This window comes from Bacillus sp. ISL-51 (assembly GCF_018613535.1).
GTDB lineage: Bacteria > Bacillota > Bacilli > Bacillales > Bacillaceae > Bacillus.
The window spans coordinates 326,568-342,895 of sequence record NZ_JAGGQB010000006.1 but is presented as its reverse complement, the minus strand read 5'-3'; the positions used below and the strand labels follow the sequence as shown (position 1 = coordinate 342,895).

At 45.6% G+C, this 16,328-nt stretch carries 18 protein-coding genes and 1 pseudogene; 3 read left to right on the top strand and 16 right to left on the bottom strand.

Annotated features, from left to right (window positions below):
- Positions 1 to 3: 3 nt before the first annotated feature.
- The 7 genes from grpE to gpr form a co-directional block, all read right to left on the bottom strand.
- Positions 4 to 570, bottom strand: a complete 567-nt coding sequence (grpE, locus tag J7E26_RS10360; protein WP_214798324.1) for a nucleotide exchange factor GrpE — start codon at positions 568 to 570, stop codon at positions 4 to 6.
- 59 nt (positions 571 to 629) lie between these two features.
- Positions 630 to 1,661, bottom strand: coding sequence for a heat-inducible transcriptional repressor HrcA (gene hrcA, locus J7E26_RS10355; RefSeq protein ID WP_214798322.1), 1,032 nt, complete (start codon positions 1,659 to 1,661; stop codon positions 630 to 632).
- Between the two features lie 80 nt (positions 1,662 to 1,741).
- The gene (gene hemW, locus J7E26_RS10350; RefSeq protein ID WP_214798320.1) at positions 1,742 to 2,881 is read right to left on the bottom strand and encodes a radical SAM family heme chaperone HemW; all 1,140 of its coding nucleotides are present in this window, start codon (positions 2,879 to 2,881) and stop codon (positions 1,742 to 1,744) included.
- 58 nt (positions 2,882 to 2,939) lie between these two features.
- On the bottom strand, positions 2,940 to 4,775 hold the full coding sequence (gene lepA, locus J7E26_RS10345) for a translation elongation factor 4 (protein ID WP_214798318.1): 1,836 nt from the start codon (positions 4,773 to 4,775) through the stop codon (positions 2,940 to 2,942).
- A 133-nt stretch (positions 4,776 to 4,908) separates the two neighbouring features.
- Complete coding sequence (locus J7E26_RS10340) at positions 4,909 to 5,247, bottom strand: YqxA family protein (RefSeq protein WP_214798316.1); 339 nt, start codon at positions 5,245 to 5,247, stop codon at positions 4,909 to 4,911.
- A gap of 17 nt (positions 5,248 to 5,264) precedes the next feature.
- Positions 5,265 to 6,461 carry a stage II sporulation protein P gene (gene spoIIP / locus J7E26_RS10335; protein WP_214798314.1) on the bottom strand — a complete coding sequence of 399 codons (1,197 nt, stop codon included), beginning with the start codon at positions 6,459 to 6,461 and terminating at the stop codon, positions 5,265 to 5,267.
- 66 nt (positions 6,462 to 6,527) lie between these two features.
- Entirely contained in the window at positions 6,528 to 7,634 is a 1,107-nt protein-coding gene (gpr, locus tag J7E26_RS10330; protein WP_214798312.1) for a GPR endopeptidase, read from the bottom strand.
- A gap of 203 nt (positions 7,635 to 7,837) precedes the next feature.
- Here gpr and rpsT point away from each other — a divergent pair, with 203 nt between their 5' ends.
- The gene (gene rpsT / locus J7E26_RS10325) at positions 7,838 to 8,104 is read left to right on the top strand and encodes a 30S ribosomal protein S20 (protein WP_003152876.1); all 267 of its coding nucleotides are present in this window, start codon (positions 7,838 to 7,840) and stop codon (positions 8,102 to 8,104) included.
- Positions 8,105 to 8,121: 17 nt separating this feature from the next.
- On the opposite strand, the gene holA is transcribed toward rpsT, so the two are convergent.
- Both holA and J7E26_RS18620 read right to left on the bottom strand, forming a co-directional pair.
- The gene (holA, locus tag J7E26_RS10320) at positions 8,122 to 9,162 is read right to left on the bottom strand and encodes a DNA polymerase III subunit delta (RefSeq protein ID WP_214798310.1); all 1,041 of its coding nucleotides are present in this window, start codon (positions 9,160 to 9,162) and stop codon (positions 8,122 to 8,124) included.
- A gap of 39 nt (positions 9,163 to 9,201) precedes the next feature.
- Positions 9,202 to 9,354 (bottom strand): annotated as a pseudogene (locus J7E26_RS18620) (hypothetical protein).
- Positions 9,355 to 9,394: 40 nt separating this feature from the next.
- On the opposite strand from J7E26_RS18620, the gene J7E26_RS10315 reads away from it, so the two are divergent.
- Positions 9,395 to 9,529, top strand: a complete 135-nt coding sequence (locus tag J7E26_RS10315; RefSeq protein ID WP_003152870.1) for a YqzM family protein — start codon at positions 9,395 to 9,397, stop codon at positions 9,527 to 9,529.
- Here the strand turns inward: J7E26_RS10315 and J7E26_RS10310 are convergent.
- From J7E26_RS10310 to J7E26_RS10300, 3 genes are all read right to left on the bottom strand, one after another.
- On the bottom strand, positions 9,526 to 11,895 hold the full coding sequence (locus J7E26_RS10310) for a DNA internalization-related competence protein ComEC/Rec2 (RefSeq protein WP_214798308.1): 2,370 nt from the start codon (positions 11,893 to 11,895) through the stop codon (positions 9,526 to 9,528). The genes J7E26_RS10315 and J7E26_RS10310 overlap by 4 nt on opposite strands.
- Positions 11,896 to 11,897: 2 nt before the next feature.
- On the bottom strand, positions 11,898 to 12,467 hold the full coding sequence (locus J7E26_RS10305; RefSeq protein WP_214798306.1) for a ComE operon protein 2: 570 nt from the start codon (positions 12,465 to 12,467) through the stop codon (positions 11,898 to 11,900).
- Between the two features lie 65 nt (positions 12,468 to 12,532).
- A complete protein-coding gene (locus J7E26_RS10300; protein WP_214798305.1) occupies positions 12,533 to 13,147 on the bottom strand; it encodes a helix-hairpin-helix domain-containing protein in 615 nt (204 codons plus the stop codon).
- 57 nt (positions 13,148 to 13,204) lie between these two features.
- Here J7E26_RS10300 and comER point away from each other — a divergent pair, with 57 nt between their 5' ends.
- On the top strand, positions 13,205 to 14,026 hold the full coding sequence (comER, locus tag J7E26_RS10295; RefSeq protein WP_214798303.1) for a late competence protein ComER: 822 nt from the start codon (positions 13,205 to 13,207) through the stop codon (positions 14,024 to 14,026).
- Positions 14,027 to 14,095: 69 nt separating this feature from the next.
- Here comER and J7E26_RS10290 read toward each other — a convergent pair whose 3' ends face one another.
- Genes J7E26_RS10290 through J7E26_RS10275 form a run of 4 tightly spaced genes read right to left on the bottom strand, consistent with a single transcriptional unit; the run spans position 14,096 to position 16,325 of the window.
- Positions 14,096 to 14,836, bottom strand: coding sequence for a class I SAM-dependent DNA methyltransferase (locus tag J7E26_RS10290; RefSeq protein WP_214798301.1), 741 nt, complete (start codon positions 14,834 to 14,836; stop codon positions 14,096 to 14,098).
- A complete protein-coding gene (gene rsfS, locus J7E26_RS10285) occupies positions 14,833 to 15,189 on the bottom strand; it encodes a ribosome silencing factor (protein ID WP_214798299.1) in 357 nt (118 codons plus the stop codon). Before rsfS ends, J7E26_RS10290 begins: the two co-directional genes overlap by 4 nt.
- A gap of 16 nt (positions 15,190 to 15,205) precedes the next feature.
- The gene (gene yqeK / locus J7E26_RS10280) at positions 15,206 to 15,766 is read right to left on the bottom strand and encodes a bis(5'-nucleosyl)-tetraphosphatase (symmetrical) YqeK (RefSeq protein WP_214798297.1); all 561 of its coding nucleotides are present in this window, start codon (positions 15,764 to 15,766) and stop codon (positions 15,206 to 15,208) included.
- Positions 15,756 to 16,325: a nicotinate-nucleotide adenylyltransferase gene (locus J7E26_RS10275; RefSeq protein ID WP_214798295.1), complete on the bottom strand. Its 570-nt coding sequence runs from the start codon at positions 16,323 to 16,325 to the stop codon at positions 15,756 to 15,758. Before J7E26_RS10275 ends, yqeK begins: the two co-directional genes overlap by 11 nt.
- Between the last annotated feature and the right edge of the window lie 3 nt (positions 16,326 to 16,328).

Below are 16,328 nucleotides of genomic sequence, written 5' to 3'. Positions count from 1 at the left end.
TAATTATTGATTCACTTTTACCATTGAAGGGCGGATAACGCGATCCTTCAGTTTGTAGCCTTTTTGCATTTCTTCAACGACAATGTTGCTGCCGAAGTTTTCATCTTCCACCTGCATTACGGCTTGGTGAAGGTTCGGATCAAATTCCTGACCGACAGCTTCGATGGCTTCAACGCCTTCTTTCTTCAGCGCCTCCATCAGCTGGCGGCGGACCATTTCCATACCTTGCAGCAAACTTTTTGTCTGCTCGCTTTCGGCGTCCACCTGTAAAGCCCGCTCAAAATTGTCGAGGGCCGGAAGAATTTCCGTCACGATGTTTTGAGAACGGTATTTCTGTGCAGCCTCCATTTCAAGGCGGTTGCGTCGTTTATAATTTTCAAAGTCTGCTTGAACACGCAAAAGTTTATTTTCCTTTTCATCAAGCAAACCTTGCAATTCATCGATTTGCTGTTGAAGGACTCCGTCTTCAGCAGCCGTTTCATCATGCTGTTCTTCTGATGCGGCTTGTTCTGCCATTTCTTCTTGTTCTTCTGTTTCAACCTGTTCTGCGGTTTGTTTTTCTTCTGACATTGTGTTCACCTCCCTCAAAAGATGTAAAAGGATTCCTGAAAATCATTGCCAAAATTCCCTTATTCATCATACAAATTTGTGAATGCTTTTGACAAGTCCGAAGTCACGTGCTGAAGCAGGCTGACGACTCTGGAATAGTTCATGCGCGTCGGGCCGATAATGGCAATTGATCCGATTTGCTTCGTATCAACGGTATATGTGGCCGTAATCAAGCTGCAGTTCTCCATTTCCTGGTAGTCGTTTTCTTTCCCGATTTTAATCGAAATGCCCGCTTTTGACGATTGAAACAGCTTCAGAACATCCTGCTCTTTTTCAATTAAAGACAGAAGTGATCGGACTCTTTCAATATCGTGAAACTCCGGCTGATTCAGCATATTGATTTTTCCGCCGAAAAACAGTTTCTCGACATGGCCTGCTGGATGAAATGAGGAACGCAGCGCCTCGAGAATGCTGTCATAGTTGGCAATGTGCTGCCTTAAATACATGACAACCTCTTTAAAAATTCGTTCATTCAGCTCATCCATCGGAACGCCGGCTAATCGTTCATTCAATATATTGACCAGTTTTTCAATATCAGACAGATCCATTTTTGCCGGGAAACTGATGGTGCGGTTTTCGACATGCCCCGTATTCGTCACAAGGATGGCAACCGCTTTATCCGGCTGGATCGGAACGATTTGAATCTGTTTAAGATAATTTTCGCTCAGCGTCGGCCCGAGAACAATGGATGTATAGTTTGTCAGTTCGGACAGGATCTGCGCTGATTTTTGAACGGTTTTTTCCAGCTCGAAGATTTTTTCTTTAAATATCGAGTGGATTAAATCCAGGTCGGTTTTTGTCAGCTTGACGGGTGACAGCAGATGATCGACATAATATCTGTACCCTTTTTCTGACGGAACCCGTCCTGAGGAAGAGTGGGTTTTTTCAATAAAGCCCAATTCCTCCAAGTCAGCCATCTCGTTTCTTATTGTTGCAGAGCTGAATGTAATTTCGTCTTTTTTTGAAAGAGTTCTTGATCCTACCGGCTGTGCTGATTGTATAAAGTCATTAATAATCACTTGCAGGATCAACAGCTGACGATTTGTTAACATCATCATCACCCCTGTTAGCACTCTAAGTCAGCGAGTGCTAATTCTATAACAAAAGTAACAAACCAAAAGAAAAATGTCAATTATAACTCACCCAAAAAAGCGCCAAAAACCTCATTTCCTAATAATTTACCTTCATGCGTTAATGTGACAGTCTCTTCCGTGTCCCGGATCAGCCCTTTTTCGGCAAGGTCTTTCAGGACATCAGGGAAGAGTTCATCTACAGAACGGCCGAATTTTTCCCGGAACGCTTTCTTCTTCACGCCTGACATTTTTCTGAGACCGAGAAACATTTCCTCCTCGATTTGCTCTTCTTTCGTCACCTCATGTGTGTCCCGGTAAGGCAGACCTTTTTCTTCGATCAGCTGCATGTAATGTTTCACAGGGCCGGCGTTGACGGTGCGGGTGCCGTTTATATATCCATGCGCCCCGGCGCCGAAACCGAAATAATCTTCATTGCTCCAATACGTCAAATTATGCTGTGATTCGTATCCGGGCTTTGCAAAGTTGCTGATTTCATATTGGCGGATACCGGCTTCGTTCATCTGCGTTATCACCGTTTCATACATTTCGGCTTCCTGCTCTTGGGCCGGCAGATGCAGGCGGCCTTTTTGCATTAAATTATAAAACACCGTTTTTGGCTCTACTATGAGCGAATAAACAGAATAGTGCTCAGCGTCAAGCGACAATGCCGTTTTGATGGAATTGTCAAGGTCGGCCAATGTCTGGTTCGGCAGGCCGAACATTAAATCCAGGCTGATATTATCAAAACCGAGCGCCCTCGCCCTTTCAAAGGAAGCAAAAACATCCTTTTGTTTGTGCACCCTGCCGATCTTTTGTAAAAGCTCGTCTTCAAACGTTTGGACGCCGAAGCTCAGCCGATTGACACCCGCGCTTTTAAGAATCTTTAATTTTTCGGCGGAAAGGTCATCCGGGTTCGCTTCAGCCGCAAACTCGATAAGGCCTGACGAAGGACGCAGGACGCGATGAATGGAATCCATCAGTTTTTCCAGCTGGGCCGGAGACAGGGATGTCGGAGTGCCTCCGCCGATAAAAATGGTGCGTAAGTCCGGGCGTCCCGTCCGCTCTATTGTATTTATCATTTCCTTCTCGAGTGAGTTTAAGTACTCATCGACGGGCTGGCTCTGAATAAAATATTTATTAAAATCGCAATAGTGGCAGATATGCTCACAAAACGGAATATGAATATAAGCTGATTTCACTCGGTACACCTTCTTCTTCACAGAAAGAAACCGCAGTGCTGGACTGCGGCGGCTTTTGTTATTTTTTGGGGCTGTCATCCATTTTAAGGACAGCCATAAACGCTTCCTGCGGCACTTCAACTGAGCCGACCTGCTTCATCCGGCGTTTTCCTTCTTTTTGTTTTTCAAGAAGCTTCCGTTTCCGCGATATGTCTCCTCCGTAGCATTTAGCCAGTACGTTTTTCCGCATGGCTTTAATGGTTGAGCGCGCCACGATTTTCTGTCCGATCGCTGCCTGCACGGGAACTTCGAATTGCTGGCGCGGAATCAATTCCTTCAGCTTCTCAACGATGACTTTCCCGCGCTCGTACGCGTAATCACGATGCACGATAAATGACAACGCATCGATTTTTTCTGTATTCAGCATAATGTCCATTTTGACAAGCTTCGAAGGCTTGTAGCCGATCAGTTCATAATCAAAAGAGGCGTACCCTTTCGTGCTTGATTTCAGCTGATCGAAAAACTCATAAACGATTTCCGCTAAAGGCATATCGTATACGATGCTGACCCGGTTGGCGTCTAAGTACTGCATATCAATAAAGTTGCCGCGTTTCCCCTGACAAAGCTCCATAACCGCGCCGACAAAATCATTCGGCACCATCATAGTCGCCTTGACATAAGGTTCTTCGACCCGTTCTATCTTTTGCGGGTCAGGCATATTTGACGGGTTATCCACCACGATTTTTTCGCCGTCTGTCATGTAGACGTCATAAATAACACTCGGTGCGGTTGTAATGAGATCAATTTTAAATTCACGTTCAATCCGCTCTTGAATGATTTCCATATGCAGCATTCCTAAAAAGCCGCAGCGGAAACCGAAACCGAGCGCTTGAGACGTCTCGGCCTCATATTGAAGTGATGAATCGTTCAGTTCAAGCTTTTCCAACGCCTCACGCAAATCATTATATTTTGCGGTGTCAATCGGATAAAGCCCGCAATACACCATCGGATTGAGCTTGCGATAGCCCGGCAGCGCTTCTGCCGCAGGTTTAACCGCGCTTGTGATCGTATCACCGACACGGGTGTCGCCGACATTTTTTATCGCTGCTGTCAGGTAGCCTACGTCGCCGACAGTCAGTTCATCAGCCGGCTGCGCTTTCGGTGTGAAAACGCCGACCTCGATCACTTCAAACTCTTTTCCGGTCGCCATCATTTTAATTTTCTGCCCCGGTTTTACCGTTCCTTCTACGACTCTGATATAAGCGACGACCCCGCGGTACGCATCGTAAAGCGAGTCAAAAATGAGCGCTTTAAGCGGTGCTTCCGGGTCGCCTGAAGGAGCAGGCACCTTCTCAACGATCTGCTCTAAAATATCCTCTATTCCAATGCCTGCTTTCGCTGAAGCGAGGACCGCATCTGAAGCGTCAAGGCCGATAACGTCCTCCACCTCTTGACGCACACGTTCAGGCTCTGCGCTCGGAAGATCGATTTTATTAATGACAGGAAGAATCTCAAGGTCATTATCAAGCGCCAGGTAGACGTTCGCCAATGTTTGCGCCTCAATCCCCTGTGCCGCATCTACAACGAGTATCGCACCTTCACAGGCGGCAAGGCTTCGCGATACTTCATAGGTAAAGTCGACGTGTCCGGGCGTGTCGATCAGATGGAATATATATTCTTCTCCGTCCTTTGCTTTGTATTTCAGCTGAACGGAATTTAATTTGATGGTAATTCCCCGTTCGCGTTCAAGGTCCATTGAATCAAGCAATTGTTCTTTCATTTCCCGCTGGGTGATCGCCGATGTTTTTTCTAAAATCCGATCCGCCAAGGTCGATTTGCCGTGGTCAATATGGGCGATGATGGAGAAATTCCGAATTCTTGACTGCCTCTCTAAACGCTTTTCTTTATCTGTCACAATCTATCACTCCTACTATTAAACGCAAAATACACTAGCTTAGATTATATCAATAGGATTGTAAACATTCAATTAAAACAAGAAAGAGAAAAGCTTCCTCATAAGGAGAAGTACGCTTTTCTCTTCGCTGGTGCTACCGGTTCAGCTTCAAAACCCAATCATACATGGCCTGCGCCGAGTCTGTCACAGTATTTGAAAGGGCTTCTCCGGCTTTTGAAAATAAGTTAAAGGTTTCAGCCTGTTCCAGCTGTTTTTGTTTTTCTTCCAAGTCCTTTGCCGTAACGGTTTGTCCGAGAATGGAAGCTTCTTTTTCCTGATGCTCTCCGTCAGTCAGAGTAAATGCCCCTTTTAAAGAAGGGTCCTTATAGCCCTTCATATCAAGCATTCCGTTGTTTGCCTGCTGCATACCAAACAAAACGCCTAAAAACATGACAGTGACAATCAGCAGGCATTTGCCGGTAAAGCGGATCATGTGAATCACCTGATTTCTTATTGTTTGTTCTTATCCCCTGATTGCGAGCTGACTTTTTCAGCATTCCAATACAATTCGCTGAATACATCCGCCATGGCATCCGCCGCGCGCCTCAGCTCATCAAGGTTGTTATCGACGCCTCCGAACTCCAGAAGAAGCGACCTGTCGTTTAAATCCTGGTTGTACACTCCATTATCGCCGGGAGAGCCTTTGGATAAAACACCGACGCTTAAACCCGGATATTTTTTCTCCATCAGCTTATGAAGCTCACTTGCGAGTTTATAGTTTTCTTCAAAATTAGCGCTTTTTTTGCCGACGACGATGGCGACTCTGGCATAGCTTTTTCCTTTAATTTCGGTTGTCGTATTTTTCTTCCGCCGGGAGTCTCTATGGATATCTATCGTATATTGCAGGTTTTTGTTTTTCGCGAGCGCGCTTTTCACGACGGGCCTTGATTCATCGTAGCTTCGCGCATAATTTAAACCATCTTTATTCAGCTGGGCCTGAATGTCGGTTTTATCTACGGTCGCGCCGACACCTTCTGCCTCAAGCGCCTTGCCGAATATATCTCCGACGAGCGTGACATTCGCTTTTGAATGGCGGGCATTATCCGGATTTGTTTCGCCTTTTAACAGCGGGAGATAGGATTCCGTGTTGTGGGTGTGATAAATAAAAACGACTTTTCGATCGCCTGTTGAATGTTTCGGCGGATCTTTTTCTTCTTTTTTCGTTTTGTTTTCGATTTCTGCGAGATTAACTTCTTTTTCTTTTTCCATTACCTTTGACGGGGGCGGGGATTCAGCCGGCATGTTTGTATAATCTGTCCCTTGGCCCGCCAAAAGGATTTCCGTATCAAATTGGGCAAAGCCCGGCAGCTCCCGGCCCAAAAAGCTGCGCGGGTCTTCCAAATTAATACTTGTCGCCAGCTTCAAGGAAAGCCGTGACAGGTGAAACGAGGTATCTTTTTGCGGAAGCTCTGACGCAAAATAATGATTTTCCATTCCGAGAAGGTGTGCAAACGCGTCACCCGGCAGTTCTCCGGCAATTCCATGAAGAGAATCGGAAGAAAGCCTCAATTCGGGGCGCAGGGACGTCAGCACACCGGATAATACGAAAATGACGATGAGGCTTGCGATAAATAGAAACATACCTTTGAGCGCATTTCCACCGTTTACTGTAACGACAATTTGACGGTTTCTGCGTTTTTTTCTCATTGTTCGAATCCCTCCAGCGCTTGTCTAGTAATTACTCTATGAACAAGCTAGAGGAAGTAGAACCATTTAGTGATTGTAAGAGCCTTTGTTGTCTTGTGACACTTTTCCGTGAAGCGCCGTGTTTAACCCGTTGGCCAGCACGTTCGCCATATCATCAATAAAGGTGTCGATTTCCTTTGGCGTTACCATCAGATTGTGCCCGAGCGGAGAAAGCACCTCATGAATAAGCTGGCGCTTTTCGTTTTCTTCCAGCGTGCCGACGATGCCGAGGAAGGATTGGCGTTCTTTTTCACCCGGAAGATCTTCATCGGTGAGCACTTTCTTTTTGCCGAAGTTCATCCCGGCCGGCACAAGAGATCTTGACGGACTGTCGTCTTTCATTTCTCTGCCAAAGTGCTTTAATATATAATCCACTGTGTCGCTTGCGATCGTGACTGCATCAACGACAGTCGGGACACCGATTGCAATGACGGGAATACCGAGTGTTTCCTTGCTCAATTCTTTTCTCTTATTGCCTACGCCCGACCCCGGATGAATGCCGGTATCTGAAAATTGGATGGTGGTGTTCACCCTTTCAACGGCCCTCGCCGCCAAAGCGTCAACGGCAATGACAAAATCCGGTTTTGATTCTTTTATCACGCCTTGGATAATATCGCTCGTTTCGATGCCTGTTAAGCCCATCACACCCGGTGCAAGGGCGCTGACAGGCCTGTATCCCTCCTGCACATTCTCCGGCTGAAGCTTGAACAAATGCCTCGTCACCAGCAGGTTTTCCGTAACAAGAGGACCAAGCGCATCAGGCGTTACATTCCAGTTTCCGAGCCCGACGATCAGACAGCTCGCCTCCTTGGGAATTTTTAAGCTGTTCAGATAAGCGGAAAATTCCTCGGCAAACACCTGGGTTACTTTCTCCTGCATTTCTGAATCGTGCTCTCTTACGCCCTGCGCTTCAATCGTGACATAACGCCCTTGTTTTTTTCCCGATATTTCGGCGCCTTCTTTCGTAATATCAACTGTTCTGATTTTAATACCGCCGCTGTCGCGTTCTTTCTCAATAAAACCTTTTATTTCTTTCTGCTGGTCAGCTTGTCCGTCTTTAAGCGCCTGTTTTGTTTCTACCGCTAAATCCGTCCGTATAAGAAATTGATTGACATCCAGTTCACTGTTTTTCACGGGGAAGACCTCCTTCAATCATCGTGATACATAGTGTTGCCATTTGTAAAACGAATCATGCGAATTCAGCCCTTCAACGAAAAATACTTTACATTTATATTGCAATCTAAAGTTCTGTTTGATAGAATACAATTTGTTCTATTGTGAAGAAGATTTAACCTTAAGACACTGTGCTACAGGTTGTATCTTAGGAGGTGAAACACATGCCAAACATTAAATCAGCGATTAAACGTACAAAAACGAATAACGAACGCCGCGCTCATAACGCGACAATCAAATCTGCTATGCGTACTGCAATCAAACAAGTAGAAGCTTCTGTTGCTAACAACGAAGCGGATAAAGCGAAAACTGCTCTTTCTGAAGCAGCGAAACGTATTGATAAAGCAGTGAAAACAGGTCTTGTACACAAAAATGCCGCAGCTCGATACAAATCAAGACTTGCGAAACAAGTGAACGGACTTTCTGCATAATACAAAAACGATCCCTTTTAACGGGGATCGTTTTTTTCATTTGCCTGAAGAAGCTGTAAGAGAAAGAGTTCGAGCAGCAGCTGCTTGTCCTTTTTTCCCGTTTTCATTTCATAATCCATTACGGCGAGTTTCTCCATAATGCGGCGCAGCTCTTCTTCGGAAAAAAGCCTCGCCTGATCTATTGCCAGCTTCACGCGGAATGGATGGACTTTTAAATTGGAGGCGATCTGCTTTTGCCCGTATCCCTGCCCGGCAAAGTATTTCGTCTGCAAAATAAGGCGGAACTGGCTTGCGATCAGCGCCATAATTTTGATCGGCTCTTCGTTTTGCTTTAAAAGATCATAAAAGATCTGCAGGCTTTCCGTCCGCTTCCTGTTCACGATTTTATTGATCAGTTCAAAAATATTCTGCTCCAAACTCCTCGCGACAAGCTCCCGGACATCCTCAAGCGTGATTTCCGGTCTGTCACCGGTGTAGGCGGAGAGCTTTTGGATTTCCTGATAGATGGATGACAGGTGCCCGTTTACGAGCAGCACCAAATGCTCGGCAGCGTCTGTTCCAATCGTTTTATTTTCGGTTTGCGCCAAATCGATTGTAAAATCAGTCGTTTCCTTTGCGTTCAGCTCCTTGGCCTCCATCATAAAGGCCTGCTGTTTCAGAGCCTTCGTCAGCTTTTTCCGCTCATCCAGCTTCTCATACGGGGCCACGATGACAAAAATGGTGTAAGGCGCGGGTTCTTTTATGTAAGCCTCCAAAGCGCTTGTATTATGCTCTATTTTTTCTTTCTTTTTTTCTCCTGTTAAAAAGGACGGATTTTTAAGAATGACCAGCCGCTTCTCACCCATAAACGGGAAGGTTTCGGCATCGGTAATGGCATGGTCAAGCGGGTCCTCTTCAAGATCAAAAACAGACAGGTTAAAATCTTTTGTCTCCTCATCAACGACAGCTTGTCTGATCCGGCTGACGGTCTCTTGGAGCAGATAAGTTTCTTTTCCGTACAAACAATAAACGGAGCGGACATCCCCTTTTTTCAGGGCTTTCCAGACATCAAATACCATGATCGTATGACTTCCTCTCTTTCTTGATCCTCTTCTATCCTAAATTGAGTTCGGCAAATAGTAAAGAGGAAGCTGAAAAGAACAGCTCCCTCATTTATAATAAACGCCTGATTCACAAGCCCCCGGGTCTGCTTGTAAAAAGGCGATAATCACAAGAACAGAAAACGTTACCATCACTTCTAGATTTTTCAAAACAATTCCAGTATACTAAGGGAAGTCAGGAGGGATGAAATTGAATGATTTTGAAAAAAACGTTCAAAGCAAACGAAATGATGCTGTAGACTCAGCTGTCGGTTTTGTCGTGTCCTTCGGATTTTTCGCCTTTTTGTTCGTGATGGCAACAGCCATCCACCTTATCGGCTCTTAGCCGCTTTCCGGGCTGCTGTCAATCGGCAGTCTTTTTTCGTTCGGCGCCCGCATTTCTTCTATATCATATGGAGGAAAGACAGAAAAGGTTCCAAATCCGCTTTTGAATCTGTATTGAATCGTCCCGCTGACATCGGTTCGGAGCACATTGACGGAATATGCCTTTAACCGGTCAAGCACCTCCTGATTCGGATGATGGTAGCGATTATGTTTTCCGGCTGAAATGAGAGCCGTTTTCGGTTTTAGCTGTTTCAAAAAAGCTTCGCCGGTGGAGCTTTTGCTGCCATGGTGCCCTGCCTTCAGTATATCGGCTTTCAGACTCGGAAAGGCATCAAGCACTTCCTGCTCGCCATTCATCTCTAAATCCCCCGTCAAAAGCCAGCTTACCCCGCCTAAGAACGTCCAAAGCACAAGTGATGAATCGTTTTTGCTCCTTGCGTCCGGCCCTTCAGGAGACAGCACCTCAAACCGCAAATCACCCGCTGTGATGGTATCGCCGCGCTCAGCCTCGGTAATGCTGATGTTTTCTTCTTTTGCCATTTGCAAAATGTCATTGTCCTTCGGTTTTTTCACAAATCCCACAGGCACTATTAAACGCTTTACTCTATGCTTTTTGATTAAAATCCCCGCTTCACCGATATGGTCCTGATCCGCGTGGGTCAAGATTAAAGCATCTAGCTTTTTCACTCCTTTTCCGTTTAAGAACGGAATCAAAACTTTTTCTCCGATAGAATAAGGATGGCGTTTTTCTTTCCACGCTTCGTCAGAATAAGAAAGCATTCCCCCTGTATCAATCATTATGGTTCCCCTCTGGTGCGGCGCGCTCATAAACAGACTGTCACCCTGTCCGATATCAAGCATATCCGCTTCCCCCTCAGGACTGAGATAAGGACGAATTGCTATATAAACAAAAACGGCACAGAAGAAAAGAGCGGATTTCCGCAGTCTGAGAATACCGTGTTTTTCAATCACTGCAAAAATAGTAAAAATGGAAATCGCCAGCAATATAAGTGACAGCAGGCTCGGTTTCGCAACAACGATTGTAAACGAATCAATTGATGCAGCAGATGTAATCAGCCTGTGCGCCCATACCATTACAAGATCAAACCAGTAAAACACAAACTCGCCTGCGGACCTTGATACTAAGAGCACGAGAAAGCCAATGACAGAACAGGGAATGACAAACAGCGTATAAAAAGGCACCACGATCATATTCATCGGAAAGCTGACGAGTGAAATCTGCTGAAAATAATAGAGAAGAAACGGCAGTGAAGTAAGCTCTGCAACAAATGAAGCCGTTGCAAGCTGGACAAGCTTTCCCCGGGCGTTCTTTAAAATGGCGGATGACAAAATTAAAGCGGCACTCACTGCGAAGGAAAGCTGAAATCCGATGTCCCAAAGCAAATAGGGATTGAACAGAAGAAGCAGTAAATATGACAGGGATATTGCTGCAGAAGAATGAATCCGCCGCTTAAATAGATTTCCCGCGACATAAAAGCCTAACATAAGTGATGCACGCAAAACAGATGGCGCGGCACCTGTTAACACCGTGTAGACCGGCAAAAAAAGCAGCAGCAAAACACCGGCTTTTTCTCTTGTGATCCCGATTCTGATCAGCACATAAAATAATCCCGCCGCAATAAGACCGACATGCATCCCTGAAATCGCCATCAAATGAACGATCCCCAGCTTTTGATAGGCGCTGAGTACATCGTCCTCTACCAAAAACCTTTCACCTACAGTCAGCGCCTCTGCGATCCCGGCGGATGATTCAGGGACATGACCGCGAATCACAGAAATAAAATACTTCCTGATATGCAGCAGTTTAAATGACGGTTTTTCAGACTTTGTACAATTTTGAATGGAGGAGACGGAGAAAAGCCAGTGAATATGCTGGCGGTAAAGGTACTCTTTGTAATCAAATCCGCCGGGAACCGTCGCATGTTTAGGCTCTTCTAAAGAACCTGTGAATGTGCAGCTCATGCCCGGTTCCAGCTGCGCTATTTTTCGTTTTTCTTCAAGAGACTGAATTTTGTAAGAGGCCGCCCATTTCTCTTTGTCACGTGTACGGATAACGGCTGACAGTCTGTCTCCGTCTATTTTCGGAATATCCAGTATGGCCGCATGTTCCGTATAATTCCCGGTCCGATATGCAGATACATTTGCTGAATCCGCAGCGGTATAAAGAATGAAATAAAGGCAAAAAGAGAAGAGGCAGACGATGGACAGTGTGCGCTGCTTTGTCTTTACAATGACAAAGAGCAGAAATAGGAGAAAAAAGAAAATGACAGAGAAGAAAATGGCGGCAGCAATTCCTGCAGTCGCAGAAACCGCCGCCAGGGGCAAAATAAGCAACTTGTATTTCATGCTTATACGTAGCTTGTGAACAGCTCATTTGCCTGTTCATGAATTTTTTTTAATTCGTCCTCTTTAAGCCCTGCATCTGTTAATTGCTGAATAAGGCCGGCTACGAAAGACAATTTTTCGCGGTTTTTCAGATCAATGATCATTTCATCCAGTTCAACCTGCTCTACTTTAACGCCTGCCTGGGCAAATAGTTCTCTAGCGTAAGGCTGGGTTTTGTAATCTTCCGCAAAATAGACCGTTTTTATTCCTGCCTGAATGATTGATTTACAGCACTGAATACACGGATAATGCGTCACATAAATCTCGGCTCCTTCCGTAGGAACGCCGAACTTAGAGCATTGTAATATGGCATTCATCTCTGCATGTATCGTTCTTTGGCAATGATTATCAATCAGCAGGCATCCTTCATCTGCACAATGGACGCCGCCGGCAATTGAGCCGTTGTATCCGCCCGCAATCATCCGCTTGTCTCTGACAACAGTAGCGCCGACAGACAGTCTCGGACATGTGCTTCTAAGCGCCAGTAAATGGCTTTGAGCCATAAAATATTGATTCCATGAGATTCGTTCCACAAGTGTTCCCTCCAAAAGTCGTGTTGCTGTCCTAAGTTTACATAGATTTTATCAAGATCGTCAATTCACTTTACCTTAATGGAAGCTTTTATTCTTTCAAATGACTTTTCTCCGATCCCTGATACATTCATAATGTCTTCAGCAGCCTGAAACCGGCCGTTTTCTTCACGGTACGCGATAATCGCTTCCGCTTTTTTTTGGCCGATGCCGGAGATGGTTTGAAGTTCGTCAAGAGACGCCGTGTTTATGTTCACTGGTGCGTCCTCCTTAGTACCCGCTGCTATTTTCGGCCCGCTCTCCTCTTCCCCTTCACTCGGGATGTAAATGATCGTGCCGTCCTGCAGCTGCTCTGCTAAATTAATATTTTTTTCATCTGCCTTTTCATTCATACCGCCCGCTTTTTCAATGGCTTGCGTCACTCTGTCTTTCGGCTTCATTTCATATACACCGGGCTTTCGGACAGCGCCTTTAATGTCGATCATGATCTTTTCTGTTTCAGTATCCTTTTTACGCTGAGCGGACGCAGAGTCGCTCTGCTCGAAAACGGACGGCTGTTTTACCGGTTCTTCTTTTTCCGGACGGAATATCAAAAAACAGACAATGATCAGCAATACCATGGCACAGGCGGCCAGTATTTTCATATGCCGCCGCATCCACTCTGCAACAATCGCTTTCGTCATATTGTTTTGCCTCCCTGCATAAGGTTTAAAGGATTAAGGGAAAAGGAGGGGAGAATCTTGAAGATAGGCTTTATCGGCACCGGAAATATGGGTACAATACTGATCGAATCGTTTATTGAATCAAACGCTGCCGATCCCTCACAAATTACCATTACAAACAGAACGATTGATAAAGCGTTAAAGATAAAGGAACGCTTCACCGGCCTTCATGTCACTGAAGACCAGGAACGGCTGGTAAGAGAAAATGAAATGATCTTCATCTGCGTGAAACCGCTGGATATCTATCCTTTGCTTAAAAAGCTCACACCGCATTTAAGAGAAGATCATATTTTAATCTCCATTACAAGCCCCATTCAGACAGAGCAGATTGAACACACGGTTCCGTGCCAGACAGCCCGTGTCATACCGAGCATTACGAACCGGGCCTTGGCCGGGGTATCGCTTGTTACGTTCGGCAAAAGCTGCAGCGACGCGGCAAAATCGCAAATTCATTCTCTGATGTCTCACATTTCAAAGCCTGTGGAAATCGAGAGCGGCATTACGAGAGCGGCCTCTGATATCGTCAGCTGCGGGCCTGCTTTTATGAGTTACCTTATCCAGCGTTTTATTAACGCGGCCGTCGAGGAAACATCGATTTCAAAACAGGAAGCTGTAATCATGTCGAAGGAAATGCTTGTCGGCCTCGGAAAACTGCTGGAGACTGAGCTTTACACCCTTCCGGCTTTACAGGAAAAGGTCTGCGTAAAAGGCGGCGTCACCGGAGAAGGGCTGAAAGCGCTCGAGAGCGGTGTGCAGGATATGTTCCACCGTGTTTTTCAGAATACACATGCAAAATATGAAGAGGATATTTCTTTAGTGGAAAAGCAATTTCACGTGTGAATCAGTATGCCATAGAAAGCGGAGATACCGCCAATCGCGAAAATGGAATTTTAAAAACCATCGTTCTGTTTAAACGATGGTTTTTGATTTGCCTGCCGTAAAGAATAGACGCTCAGACTCAGCTGAAGGAGGGTTATCCGTAAAATCAGCCGTGACCCTCTTCAGTTCAAATCCGGTGTCTGCAAGCATTTGTTCATATTCTTCTATATAAAAGGTTTTTTGCTCGTGCGTCTCATCATAGCGCTCATAGGCATGTCCGTTCCATACAAAAAAGGACATATCATGGATGACAGAAAGCCCTTCCTCCCCGGCAAAGCTTTGCCAGATGTAGCTGATTTGCTCATCCTGATCAGCATGGGTGCTGTTCGGAAAAAGCTCCGTCATTTTAAACGGAGAATGGACATCAAACAGAAGCAAGCCGCCTTCCTTCAACACTTGAAAAACACTTTTAAAGGTGCTTTTGACATCATTTTTCGTTTTTAAGTAATTTAAGGAATCACAGCAGATGACTACAGCGTCAAACTGCTCTTGAAAGCCGGAAAGCTCTCTCATATCCTGCTGAAGAAAAAGAATCGGCTGCTTTCCCGTTTTTTTCTGCTGCGCACAGCTCAGCATATCTTCGCTTAAATCAATTCCCGTGACTTCAAAGCCTTTTTCGGAAAGCCTGATTGAAATTTCTCCCGTTCCGCAGGCAAGATCAAGCACCCGTCCCTTTTCAGGAAGAGCGGCTTCAATCCAGCTTGCCCAGTCATCGTACGGCGCATGGGACATTAACTCGTCATAGACGCCGGCGAAGCCTTGGTAAATCATGAATTGAATCCAAGCTCAAGTTCTGCAAGCGGCGCGTCGCCCCACAGCTTTTCCAGATTGTAATAGCTTCTTTCGTCTTTATGGAATACATGGACGATAACATCGCCGAGATCAACTAATACCCAGCGGGCTTCATCAAACCCTTCCATCTTTTTCACATCGATGCCGTTTTCTTCTGCTTGATCTTTAATTTCACGTGCAATCGCTTGAACCTGCTTATCAGAATTCCCGTGACAGATTAAAAAGTAATCCGCAACGAGAGAAATTCCTTCCATGTCCAGTGCTAAAATATCCTCTGCACGCTTATCATCACAAGCCTTTGCTGCGATTTTTAATACGGAAGCTTGATTCATTCCCATATTCCTCCTGTCAATTTTGAGACACCAGCCAGTTGTAAGTTGCAAACGTCTCCGGATAGACCGGCTGGTTTTTTTTCATCAAAAATATCATTGTATTTTTCATCGCTTGTATCAGCGCTTGATTTAAATCGGTTTCCGCCAGTTTGCGCACATCATCAACCCCGGGAAATTTACGGCCGGGTTCAATATAATCGGCAACGTAAATGACTTTGTCTAAAAGGGTCATGCCGGGACGCCCTGACGTATGATAACGGATTGCGTCTAAAATGTCCGGATCGGTAACGCCGGCTTCTTTTTCAGCCAAATAGGCGCCTACAGGTGCATGCCAGAGCTCAGCGTTATACTCTAACAGATCTGCCGGCATTTTTTCTCTCACGATAATTTGCTTCATTTCCTCTTTTGGACGGAATTTCGCATAATCATGAAAAATAGCAGCCATTTCCGCTTTTTCAGGATCTGCTCCGAAGCGGCCGGCAAGGATAACCGCCGTATCTGTAACGCCGATTGTGTGGATGTACCGATGCTCGGTCAGCTGCTCTTTGACGCAGGCAAGTGCTTCCTCACGATTCATATAAACCATTCTCCTCTATATACCGCTTCACTTTATCAGGCATTAAGTATTGCGTCGGCTTTTTGGCTTTCAGACGTTCTCTCAGCATCGTGGACGAAACGTCAAATTCCGGAACGTCGGCAAATAGCAGCGGATACGAAGTCTCGATATGAAAGCCCGGACGCCTCACTCCGATAAATTGAATGAGTGTGAGCAGTTCATCTAGTTTATACCATTTAGGCAGAAATTCAATCATATCCGCCCCGATAATAAAGAAGAGTTTATCGTCCGGCCGCCGCTCCTTCAGTAAGCGGATCGTATCAAAGGTGTATGAAGGGCCTTCCCGTTCCATTTCGGCCAGCTCAAGCTTAAAATCCGGATGAGAGCCGATCGCAAGCTTCAGCATCTCTACCCGGTGAAAGCTGTCTGTGAAGTCTTCATTCTGCTTATGCGGGGGAATTTGGTTCGGCATAAACCAAATCTCATCGAGTACCGCCTGATACAGCACTTCATTTGCCATCAGGAGATGACCGTTATGCGGGGGATCAAATGTCCCCCCGAATATTCCGATTTTCTTCATGTC

Coding starts and splice junctions, on each gene's coding strand:
- grpE (WP_214798324.1), bottom strand. CDS start 570: ATGTCAGAAGAAAAACAAACCGCAGAACAGGTTGAAACAGAAGAACAA.
- hrcA (WP_214798322.1), bottom strand. CDS start 1,661: ATGTTAACAAATCGTCAGCTGTTGATCCTGCAAGTGATTATTAATGAC.
- J7E26_RS10340 (WP_214798316.1), bottom strand. CDS start 5,247: ATGATCCGCTTTACCGGCAAATGCCTGCTGATTGTCACTGTCATGTTT.
- spoIIP (WP_214798314.1), bottom strand. CDS start 6,461: ATGAGAAAAAAACGCAGAAACCGTCAAATTGTCGTTACAGTAAACGGT.
- rpsT (WP_003152876.1), top strand. CDS start 7,838: ATGCCAAACATTAAATCAGCGATTAAACGTACAAAAACGAATAACGAA.
- holA (WP_214798310.1), bottom strand. CDS start 9,162: ATGGTATTTGATGTCTGGAAAGCCCTGAAAAAAGGGGATGTCCGCTCC.
- J7E26_RS10310 (WP_214798308.1), bottom strand. CDS start 11,895: ATGAAATACAAGTTGCTTATTTTGCCCCTGGCGGCGGTTTCTGCGACT.
- J7E26_RS10300 (WP_214798305.1), bottom strand. CDS start 13,147: ATGACGAAAGCGATTGTTGCAGAGTGGATGCGGCGGCATATGAAAATA.
- J7E26_RS10290 (WP_214798301.1), bottom strand. CDS start 14,836: ATGATTTACCAAGGCTTCGCCGGCGTCTATGACGAGTTAATGTCCCAT.
- rsfS (WP_214798299.1), bottom strand. CDS start 15,189: ATGAATCAAGCTTCCGTATTAAAAATCGCAGCAAAGGCTTGTGATGAT.
- yqeK (WP_214798297.1), bottom strand. CDS start 15,766: ATGAATCGTGAGGAAGCACTTGCCTGCGTCAAAGAGCAGCTGACCGAG.
- J7E26_RS10275 (WP_214798295.1), bottom strand. CDS start 16,325: ATGAAGAAAATCGGAATATTCGGGGGGACATTTGATCCCCCGCATAAC.